Source organism: Streptomyces sp. CA-250714, assembly GCF_050936705.1.
GTDB lineage: Bacteria > Actinomycetota > Actinomycetes > Streptomycetales > Streptomycetaceae > Streptomyces.
In genome coordinates this window covers 258811-269221 of record NZ_JBNJMI010000002.1, presented here as the reverse complement: position 1 = coordinate 269221, position 10411 = coordinate 258811, and the positions used below count along the sequence as shown (strand labels likewise).

The 10411-nt window shown below is 70.2% G+C and carries 7 protein-coding genes; 3 read left to right on the top strand and 4 right to left on the bottom strand.

Annotated elements, in window-relative coordinates; all coding sequences use genetic code 11:
• The first annotated feature begins 16 nt into the window (after positions 1 to 16).
• Positions 17 to 1783 (top strand): carbamoyltransferase family protein, encoded by a 1767-nt coding sequence (locus ACQEU8_RS20050; protein WP_433102958.1) that lies wholly within the window; start codon positions 17 to 19, stop codon positions 1781 to 1783.
• Positions 1784 to 1953: 170 nt separating this feature from the next.
• Here the strand turns inward: ACQEU8_RS20050 and ACQEU8_RS20045 are convergent, their stop codons facing one another.
• From ACQEU8_RS20045 to glyA, 4 genes are read right to left on the bottom strand one after another with little or no spacing between them, the layout of a single operon-like run.
• Positions 1954 to 2574, bottom strand: coding sequence for a sarcosine oxidase subunit gamma (locus ACQEU8_RS20045; protein WP_433102956.1), 621 nt, complete (start codon positions 2572 to 2574; stop codon positions 1954 to 1956).
• Positions 2567 to 5788, bottom strand: a complete 3222-nt coding sequence (locus ACQEU8_RS20040) for a sarcosine oxidase subunit alpha family protein (RefSeq protein WP_433102954.1) — start codon at positions 5786 to 5788, stop codon at positions 2567 to 2569. Before ACQEU8_RS20040 ends, ACQEU8_RS20045 begins: the two co-directional genes overlap by 8 nt.
• A gap of 12 nt (positions 5789 to 5800) precedes the next feature.
• Positions 5801 to 7030 (bottom strand): sarcosine oxidase subunit beta family protein, encoded by a 1230-nt coding sequence (locus ACQEU8_RS20035; protein ID WP_433102952.1) that lies wholly within the window; start codon positions 7028 to 7030, stop codon positions 5801 to 5803.
• Positions 7027 to 8316 (bottom strand): serine hydroxymethyltransferase, encoded by a 1290-nt coding sequence (gene glyA, locus ACQEU8_RS20030; protein WP_433102950.1) that lies wholly within the window; start codon positions 8314 to 8316, stop codon positions 7027 to 7029. Before glyA ends, ACQEU8_RS20035 begins: the two co-directional genes overlap by 4 nt.
• 113 nt (positions 8317 to 8429) lie before the next feature.
• Between glyA and ACQEU8_RS20025 the strand changes: the two genes are divergently transcribed.
• Entirely contained in the window at positions 8430 to 9098 is a 669-nt protein-coding gene (locus tag ACQEU8_RS20025; RefSeq protein ID WP_433102947.1) for a GntR family transcriptional regulator, read from the top strand.
• Between the two features lie 658 nt (positions 9099 to 9756).
• Entirely contained in the window at positions 9757 to 10320 is a 564-nt protein-coding gene (locus ACQEU8_RS20020; protein WP_433102945.1) for a cysteine hydrolase family protein, read from the top strand.
• Positions 10321 to 10411: the final 91 nt, after the last annotated feature.

Here is a 10411-nt window from a genome sequence, read left to right as displayed (position 1 = left end):
AACACAAAGGAGATCAATGTCCGATCAGCCCCTGGTGCTCGGCGTCAACTCGGTCTACCACGAATCGTCAGCCTGCCTGGTGCGTGGTTCGCAGGTCCTGGCCATCGGCGAGGAAGAGCGCTTCAACCGACGTAAGCACGCCAAGCCGGCCGGCGTCGACACCGCTGACCAACTCCCCACCCACGCCATCGAGTACTGCCTTCGTACGGCCGGAATCACTGCCCGCGATCTCGACTCCATCGCGCTCTCGTTCGACCTCCAACGGCGTCCCGAGCCGATCACCGAGCGAGTGACACCGGGAAGTTGGGGTGACCCGGAAGGGGAGCGGATCTTCCGCGCCGGCGTGGCCCGCATCCCTGAGCGCCTCGCCGCCGTGCTCGGTGACGACGTCGGCGAGAAGATCCACTGGGTGCACCACGAGCTGGCCCACGCCGCCAGCACCTACTACGCCTCCCCCTACTCCGATGCGGCAGTGCTGTCCCTCGACGGAATCGGGGAGTGGACGACCGGGCTGCTGGCACACGGCAGGGACCACAAGATCGACGAGATCCGCCTGCTGCACTACCCCAACTCGATCGGGTTCCTGTGGGAGAAGTTCGCGAAGTTCGTCGGCCTCGGTGAGTACGAGGCGGCGAAGGTGATGGCCCTGGCCGCCTTCGCCGAACCGGGCAGCTTCGGACCGGCCATGAAGCGGCTGTTCCACCAGGACAGCAGCGAACTGGATGTGGACCTGGACGCGCTGCGGTTCCGCGTCGAGGACTACGGGCCCCTGGAGGAACTGTTCGGCCCACGGCGCCGACCGGGGGAGTACATCGACCACCGTGACGCCCAGGTGGCCGCGGCGCTGCAACAGACGACGGAGGAGGTCCTACTGGAACTCGCCGACGAACTCTTCCACGCCACCGGCTCAAACAACCTCTGCCTGGCCGGCGGTGTCGCGCTGAACTGCATCGCCAACGGGCGGTTGGCCCGCGACTCCCGCTTCGACAACATCTTCGTCCAGCCGCTCGCCCACGACGGTGGCACCGCACTCGGCGCGGCGCTGCACACGGTGCACCAGTGCCACGACATCACGGACCGCTGGGAGATGACGAGCCCGTACCTCGGCCCCAGCTACACCGAGCAGGACTGCGTACGCGCCCTTGAGGAAGCGGACTTGGAGTACACGCGACTGGACGACGCGCCGCGCGAGGTCGCCACGCTGCTCGCCCAGGGGCTCATCGGCGGCTGGTTCGACGGCGCTGCCGAAGTCGGCCCCCGGGCGCTGGGACACCGCAGCATCCTGGCGGACCCTCGGCGGCCGGGAAGCCGGGAGATCATCAACCTTCGCGTCAAACACCGCGAGTACTTCCGCCCCTTCGCGCCGAGCGTGCTCGAGGAGCATGCCGCGGAGTGGTTCGACATCCACGCGAACTCCCCGTCCTACCGGTTCATGTCGTTCGGGCTGTCCGTCCAGGCCGACAAGCAGCCCCTCATCCCGGCGGTGTTGCACGTCGACGGTACGAGCAGGCTGCAGAGCGTCACAGCCGAGACCAACCCGCGCTACCACGCGCTCATCAGCGCATTCCACGAGATGACCGGGGTGCCGATGGTGTTGAACACGTCGTTCAACACCTATGACGAGCCCATCGTGCTGACCCCCGGCGACGCGATCCGGACCTTCCGCCGCACGGGCCTCGACTTCCTCGTGCTCGGCGACTTCCTGGTGCGCACCACGGACGGGGCGACGCCCTCACGACGGCTGTCGGATGGCGACCGGGACTCTTCTCCGATCGGAGATTGATGCACGTCGTCGACTGACGTGCAGTGGGCGCGGCGCGCGGTTCGTGGAGGGCCCCGGGTCGTCGCAGTCGACTCCACGCGCCTGCACGCGCGGACCAGCCGCCGCCGGGGCCCGAAACCAGGGCCCCGGCGGCGAGCCGCACCCCCAGGCCGGACGCCGCGTCAGCGAGCTCAACTCGGCGCGCCGTGGCCGTACTCGCGCATCGCGTCCAGCAGCCAGCGTGCCAGGTAGTCGGCGAAGGAGCTCCGCGGCAACAGCCGGTAGCCGGGGTCCGCGTCGATCTGCCACAGCAGCACCGGGACCGGGCCGACCGTGGTGAGTACCGCCTGGCCAGGGCCGAAGGCGCGGGGATGGAGATCGAGTGGGCAGCCCTTTTCGAGTACGTCCCGGGCGTACGGTCCCCGCAGCTCCAGCGTTGTGCGGTTCGCCGAGACATCGACGACCGAGCCCGGTTCTCCGTCGAGTGCCTCGCGCAGTGCGGCCGCCAGATCGGTGCCGTCGGCCTGGGAGAGTACGAGCCATTCGTCGGGGCCGAGCCACACGGTCGTGTGAGAGCCGGAAGCGGTGGTGTCGCCGCAGTTGCGGGGGAGCGCTGAGCCCAGCACCTTCTCGATCCGCTCGGCCGCCGGGGAAGCGGGATCCACACGTACGTCGACCATGGTGATGAAGGGGCACTCGGTCAGCGATACGCCACCCGCGCCGGAGCGGGACGCGGCACGCATCCGGTCCTCCAGATGCGCCAGAGGGCTCCGCCGCAGCGTCACCGGGGTCGTGCCGGTCGGCTCAGCCATCTCGCTTCGTCCCTTCGGGGTCGTAGAGCACGGGTTCGGCCACGGTGACGGGCACCAGTTCCTCGCCGACCGGCGCCAGGAGGGTTTCGCCGATACGGTCGCGTCCGCCCGCGACGAGTCCCAGCGCGAACGGCCGGCCGAGCGCCGGGCTGTGGTAGCTGGAGGTGATGTGACCGAGCATCGGCACCGGGGCTTCCTGAGGTGTGACGGGTACGCCGGAGGCGATGATCTGGGTGCCTTCGGGCAGCCGGGTGCGGCGGTCGGTGGGCAGCAGCCCGACGAGCTGCTTGCGGTCCGTACGGGCGGTGTCGGGCCGGGAGAAGGAGCGCTTGCCGATGAAGTCCTTGACTTTGGAGACCGCCCACGACATGCCCGCGTCGTGCGGCGTCACCGTACCGTCGGTGTCCTGGCCGACGATGATGTAGCCCTTCTCGGCCCGCAGGACGTGCATGGTTTCCGTGCCGTACGGGATGATCCCGCACGGCTGCCCCGCCTCGTACACCTGCTCCCACACGGCGAGGCCGTACCAGGAGGCGACGTTGATCTCGTAGGCGAGCTCGCCGGAGAAGGAGATACGGCAGACGCGTGCGGGGATCCCGCTCGCGAGGGTCGTCTCGCGGAACGCCATGAACGGGAACGCCTCGGCCGACAGGTCGAGTTCGGGAACAAGCGGCGCCACCACCTCACGCGCGCGCGGTCCGGCGACGGCGATGGTGGTCCACTGTTCGGTCACCGAGGTGCAGTACACGTCCAGTTCCGGCCACTCGGTCTGCAGCCACTCCTCCAGCCAGTCCAGGACGCCCGCTGCTCCACCGGTGGTGGTGGTCATGAAGTAGCGGTTCTCCTCCAGCCGCAGCGTGACGCCGTCATCGAAGATCATGCCGTCCGGCGTGCACATCACGCCGTACCGGCCCATGCCGGGCTTGAGCTTCTTGAAGCCGTTGGTGTACAGGCGGTTGAGGAACTCGCCCGCGTCCGCGCCCCAGATCTCGATCTTGCCGAGGGTGGTGGCGTCCATGAACCCGACGCCCTCACGCACCGCCCGGCACTCGCGGGCCACGGCGGCATCCATGTCCTCACCGTCCCGCGGGTAGTACCACGGGCGCTTCCACTGGCCGACGTTCTCGAACTCGGCGCCGTGCGCCACATGCCAGGGCTGTACGGACGTCAGCCGCGCCGGGTCGAACAGCTCACCCCGCTCGCGCCCGGCCAGCGCGGCGAAGCTCACCGGCGTGTACGGGGCGCGGTAGGAAGTGGTGCCGATCTCGCCGGGCGAGACCGCCTCGCCGTTGGAGAGCGCGGCGGCGATGACTCCGATGGCGTTGACGCCGGAGGTCTTGCCCTGGTCGTTGGCGGTGCCGATGGAGGTGTAGCGCTTGACGTGTTCGACTCCGCGCATCCCCGTGCCCACGGCCCGCCACACGTCGGCGACCGTGGCATCGCGCTGGAGGTCGACGAAGTGCGTGTCCCAGCCATCGGGCTCACCAGGCCCTGCAACCAGCCACAGCGGGCGGACGGTCCCCGGCCCGCGGGCGGCACCGGCCCGGGGCGGGGGAGCCTCCTCGGTGGCGAAGCCGGCGGCGTCCGCCGCGGCGGCACCTGCCGCCGTGCCCTCCGCCAGGCAGCCGGCGAGATCGAAGGTCCCGCCCGCTGCGCCGACGACCTGCTGATCGCGCACCGCGCCGTCCGGCACGAAGGCCGCCAGGTCCTCGTCCCAACGCAGCCGTCCCTGCCGTTGGCTGTGCAGATGGACGACTGGACTCCAGCCGCCGGAGACGGCCAGCAGGTCGCAGTCGACGCACTCCTCCCCGTCGATGGGCAGACCGTCCGCGTCGAGTGCGGCGATGGCGACACCGCTGATCCTGCCGTCTCCCTTGCTCCGTACGATCGCGCTGCCCGTCAGTACCCGCAGTCCCGTCGCCTCGGCGATCTCGCCGGCCCGCTCGGAGAGTTCGGCCCGTGAGTCCACCACGGCGCGTACCTCGATACCGGAGGCGTGCAGATCGGCGACGGTGTCGTACGCACTGTCATTGGTGGTGGACACGACGACACGCGAACCGGGCGCTACGGCATACCGGTTGACGTACGAGCGCACAGCCGAGGCGAGCATGACGCCCGGCCGGTCGTTGCCGGCGAAGACCAACGGGCGCTCGTGCGCGCCGGTGGCGAGGACGACCTGCCGGGCGCGGATGTGCCACACCCGCTGCCGCGAGACGCCCTCCGGTGCCGCGTCGCCGAGGTGGTCGGTGCGCTTCTCCAGGGCGAGGACGTAGTTGTCGTCGTACGAGCCGAACGCCGTCGTGCGACGCAGGAAGACGACATCCGCGGCCGCTTCGAGGCGGGCGGTCACGTCCGCGACCCAGTCGGCCGCGCGTATGCCGTCCACTGTCTCGCCGGGTGCGGACAGCAGCGAGCCGCCGGGCTCCGGCTGGTCGTCGACGACCGTCACCCGCGCGCCCGACCGGGCCGCCGCGCCGGCCGCGGCGAGTCCGGCGGGGCCGGCTCCGACGACGAGGACATCGGTGTGGACGTACTTCTTGTCGTACTCGGCCGGGTCCGGGCTGGGGTCGAGCCGGCCCATCCCGGAGAGGGTCTGCGCGGTCAGCCCGTCGAACAGCTCGACGGCGGTGGCGGGCAGCATCGACTCGGCGCAGCCAGCCAGATGCACGCGCACCAGCGCGTTGGGCTCCTCCACACCGGCGGACACGATGCCGCGCGGCCGGCCCCGGTAGAGCGAGGGCGCGGTCTCCAGCAGCCCGTTGGCCAGCATGGCCGAGGCGAGAGTGTCGCCGGGGTGGCCGGTCAGCTCGCGGCCGTCGACGGTGAATCGCAGGAGCCGGTCCCGTGCGATACGGCCGCCGCGCGGCAGCCGGCACTCCTGCTCGGTGAGTTCCGTCCGGTCCGTCATCGGCTCGCTCCGGCGTGCTCGCGGGAGGGGGGGGAGAGCCGGTCGGGGCTCGTCGAGCCGGTAGACGGCCAGAATCTCGTAGTCGACGGTGTCCCGCAGGGCGTTGAACCAGCGTCGGCATCCGGTGCTGTGCACCCAGCGCTCGGCGCGCGGTCCCTTGGGGTTGTCGCGGTAGAAGACGTACTCCGCCCATTCCCCGTCGGTCAGTTCACCGGGGTCGGCGGGGAAGGGGACATGGGCCTGGCCCCCGCAGTGGAATTCGGTCTCGTCGCGCGGACCGCACCACGGGCAGGTGATCAGCAGCATGGCGGGCTCCTCTCAGTGGGCGACGGCTGCGGCGCCGTGTTCGTCGATCAGCGCCCCGGTGCTGAACCGCTCCAGGCCGTAGGGGGCGTTGAGCGGATGCGGTGCGCCCGTGGCGATGGTGTGGGCGAAGGTGAAGCCCGCGGCCGGGGTGGCTTTGAAACCGCCGGTGCCCCAGCCGCAGGTGACGAAGAGGTTCTCCACCGGAGTGGGCCCGATGACCGGCGAGGCGTCGGGGGTGACGTCCACGATGCCGCCCCAGGTCCGCAGCACATGGGCGCGGGCGAACACCGGGAACAGCTCGACGGCGGCGGCCATCTGTTGCTCGATGACGTGGAAGGAGCCACGCTGTCCGTACCCGGTGTACTGGTCGACTCCAGCGCCCAGCACCAGCTCGCCCTTGTGCGCCTGCGATACGTAGACGTGCACGTGGTTGGACATCACCACAGTGGGGTGGACCGGCTCATGCAGCTCGGAAACCAGGGCCTGAAGGGGATGGGACTGGATCGGCAGCCGGAAGCCGGCCAGCTCCGCGAGCACACTGCTGTGCCCCGCGGCCGCGAGACCGACCCGTCCCGCACGGATGGGCCCGCGAGTCGTCTCGACGCCGACGACGCGTTCGCCGTCCTTGACGAAGCCGGTGACCTCGCAGCCCTGGATGAGATCGACGCCCATCTGGTCGCAGCGGCGGGCCAGCGCCCAGGCGACATGGTCGTGCTTGGCGATCCCGGCGCGCGCCTGGAACGTGCCGCCGAGCACCGGATAGCGCGTGTCCCGGGAGACGTTGAGGATGGGGCAGACCTTGGCGACCTCGTCCGGCTCCAGCCACTCGGAGTCCACGCCGTTGAGCCGGTTGGCGTTGGCCCGGCGGACGCCCTCGCGGACATCCTGCAGGGTGTGGGCCAGATTGAGCACCCCGCGCTGGCTGAAGAGGAAGTCGTAGTCGAGCTCCTCCGGCCAGCCCTCCCACAGCTTGAGGGCCTTCTCGTAGAGGGCGGCGCTCTCGTCCCACAGATAGTTGGAGCGGATGATGGTGGTGTTGCGGGCCATGTTGCCGCCGGCCAGCCAGCCCTTCTCCAGGACGGCGACGTTGCTGATGCCGTGCTCCTTGGCCAAGTAGTAGGCCGTGGCCAGGCCGTGCCCGCCGCCCCCGACGATCACGACGTCGTACGAGCGCTTCGGATCCGGGTTCCGCCAGAGGAAGTCCGGGTGCTCGGGGAGCGGGGCCGCCGGAGTGGGTGTCATGCCGTGCTCCTCGTCAGCCGGGGGTAGAGAGGGAAGGCGTCGGCGAGTTTCGCGACGCGGTCGCGGAGCAGGTCCGCCTCGGAGCCGTCCAGGTGCTCGGCCGTCAGCGTCCGGGCGATGACGTCGGCGACCTCCCGGAACTCCTCGGCCCCGAAACCGCGGGTCGCCAGAGCCGGAGTGCCGATCCGCAGACCGGAGGAGACCATCGGGGGGCGCGGATCGAAGGGCACCGCGTTGCGGTTGACGGTGATCCCGATGCTGTGCAGCCGGTCCTCGGCCTGCCGGCCGTCGAGCCGGCTGTTGCGCAGGTCGACCAGGACGAGGTGGACGTCGGTGCCGCCGGTCAGCACGGTCGCGCCGGACCCGGAGACGTCGTCGGCCAGCAGCCGGGCGGCGAGCGCACGCGCTCCGGCGAGGGTGCGCTGCTGACGTTCGCGGAACTCCGCCGAGGCCGCGACCTTGAACGCCACGGCCTTGGCGGCGATCACATGCTCCAACGGGCCGCCCTGCTGGCCGGGGAAGACCGCGGAGTTGATCTTCTTCGCGTACTCCTTCCCGGCCAGGATCACGCCACCGCGCGGGCCGCCAAGCGTCTTGTGTGTGGTGGTGGTGACGATGTCCGCGTGCGGTACGGGGCTGGGATGCAGCCCGGCGGCGACGAGGCCGGTGAAGTGCGCCATGTCGACCAGCAGCAGGGCGCCGACCCGGTCGGCGATACGGCGGAACGCGGCGAAGTCCAGCTGCCGCGGATATGCGGACCAGCCGGCGACGATCATCTTGGGCCGGTGGGCGAGCGCGAGCTGCTCGACCTCGTCCATGTCGACCCGCATATCGGACCCGCGGACGTGGTAGGGCACCACGTTGTACAGCCGGCCGGAGAAGTTGAGCCGCATCCCGTGCGTGAGGTGCCCGCCGTGCGCCAGGTCGAGGCCGAGGATCGTGTCGCCGGGCTCCAGCAGCGCGGCCATCGCGGCGGCGTTGGCCTGGGCGCCGGAGTGCGGCTGGACGTTGGCGGCCTCGGCGCCGAACAGGGCCTTCACCCGGTCGACGGCGAGTTGCTCGACGACATCTATGTGTTCGCAGCCGCCGTAGTAGCGGCGGCCCGGGTAGCCCTCGGCGTACTTGTTGGTCAGTACCGAACCCTGGGCCTCCATGACGGCGGCCGGGGCGAAGTTCTCCGAAGCGATCATCTCGAGGGTCGACTGCTGCCGGCGGAGTTCGGCGTCCACCGCCGACGACACCTCCGGATCGAGCTCGCGAAGGGGGAGGGAGAGGGAGAAGGGCATGTTCGAGGGGTTCGCCGACAACTGAGCACCATCCTCAAGCCAACTAAGAGGTAACTGATATATCAGCTGTACGGTAAGGTATGGAAGATCGTCGGCCTGGTCAAGGGGGCTCCATGCAGTACGTATTGAGAACGTCCGGCAGTGCGGAGCTGTCCTATGCCGAGCGCGCCTACCGCGCCATCCGGGACAGCCTCGTGATGCTCGAGATCCGCCCCGGTGCGCCGATCAACGAAGACCAGCTGTCGCAGGAGCTCGGGGTCGGACGGACGCCCGTACGGGAAGCGCTCAAGCGGTTGCAGTACGAGCGCCTCATCGTCACCTACCCCCGGCGCGGCACCTTCGCCACCGAGGTCAACATCACCGACCTCGCCCATATCTCCGAGGTGCGCCAGCAATTGGAGCCCATGGCCGCCGGCCAGGCCGCACGGCGCGCCACGGAGCAGGACCGTGCCGCCCTGGAAGCGCTGCTCCAGGAACTGGAGCGGGTGGATTCAAGCCGACGCGACTCCGACGAGCTGATGCGGATCGATCTCCAGGTGCACCGTGCCATCTACGCGGCCACGCAGAACCCGTATCTGGAGGACACCCTGGTCCGGCACGACAATCTGGCCACCCGCATCTGGTGCCTCTTCCTCGACCGGCTGCCCGGCGGGGTGAGCGGCCACATCGAGGAGCACCGGCCGCTGCTGGCGGCAATCATCGACGGCAACGCCGAGAAGGCAGCCGAACTCTCCCGCAGCCACGTGGAAGGCTTCGAACAAGCCGTCCGCGCCGCCATCTGACCCCGCGCCGCGGGCGCGGTCCGCAGTCCGAGAGGGGCATGGGCGCCGCTGACCCGACACGGGAGTGCCCGTCGACGTCGGCTGTCAGACTCGGCGTAGGGGAGCGTCCCGTACGACGTCACGCGCCCGGAGCCCGCGCACGGAAGCGCCCATACGATGTCGGGCGGCGCCCGCACCGGCAGACACGCCCGACGGCGCTGCCGCTTCGACGCCCCCGTCGCATCGCACCGGGCGTGCGCACGACCGGCCGCGCCGTGGCCGCGAAACGTGTCCTCGGGTCATGGCTGTCCGCATGGTTCATGGCGCAGCGCCCGGAGCCGGCGGACAGGAGGCGCTGGGGCGGGCCTGCCGCTGCCACCCCGGTCAACCCGTCGCCGCGGTGGTGTCACCGGGGGGCACCCGGCGGGGTGAGCAACGCCCGTGGCCTGGCCCGGATGTACGCGGCGGTGGCGGCGGCGCCCCGGAGAATTTCGCCTGACCCGCCCGGCGACGGCGGGCCGCGGTCGAACAGGACAGGGTGGCCGGGCACGTTGCGGCACGGGAGAGGGGTCGGTTTTCGCCGGGAGCACTTGGCGATGAGGATCGCCGAAGTGTTCCCCACAGCCGCGCGACTGCCCCAGACTTGCTCGTGTTTCCCAGCGACGAAAGGGCGGCAAGCATGGCCGACAGCGCTCTCCTCGTGATGGACGTCCAGCACCACATGGTGGATGTCGCCGACGACGGCTCCGGCTATCTGCCGCGTCTGCGCAGAGCGATCGACGGTGCCCGGGCGGCGGGCATCCCCGTGATCTACGTGGTCATCGCGTTACGGCCGGGCCAGCCGGAGGTGAGTACGCGCAACCGGGTCCTCACCACCGCCGTGCGTGCCGGCCTGTTCGCCGAGGGCGACCCCGGAACCGAGATCCACCACGACATCACGCCCCAGCAGGGCGACATCGTGGTGACCAAGAGGCGAGCGAGCGCATTCTCGGGCAGCGACCTCGACCTGGTACTCAGGGCCCGCGACATCGACAGCCTCGTACTCACCGGCATCGCCACCAGCGGTGTCGTGCTGTCCACCCTGTGCCACGCCAACGACCTGGATTTCGGCCTCACCGTCCTGAAGGATACCTGCCTCGACACCGACCCCGAAGTACACCGCGTCCTCACCGGAAAACTATTCCCGCAGTGGGCCGATGTCGTCACCGTCGAGGACTGGCTCAAGACCGTCGCACCGCAATAGCGAAGGCCGACCGGGCAACCCCGTCCGCCCAGCTCTTCGGTATTGACCGGAGCGGGCGGGGGCGGAGATGCGCAGCGGACTCGGCAGCAGG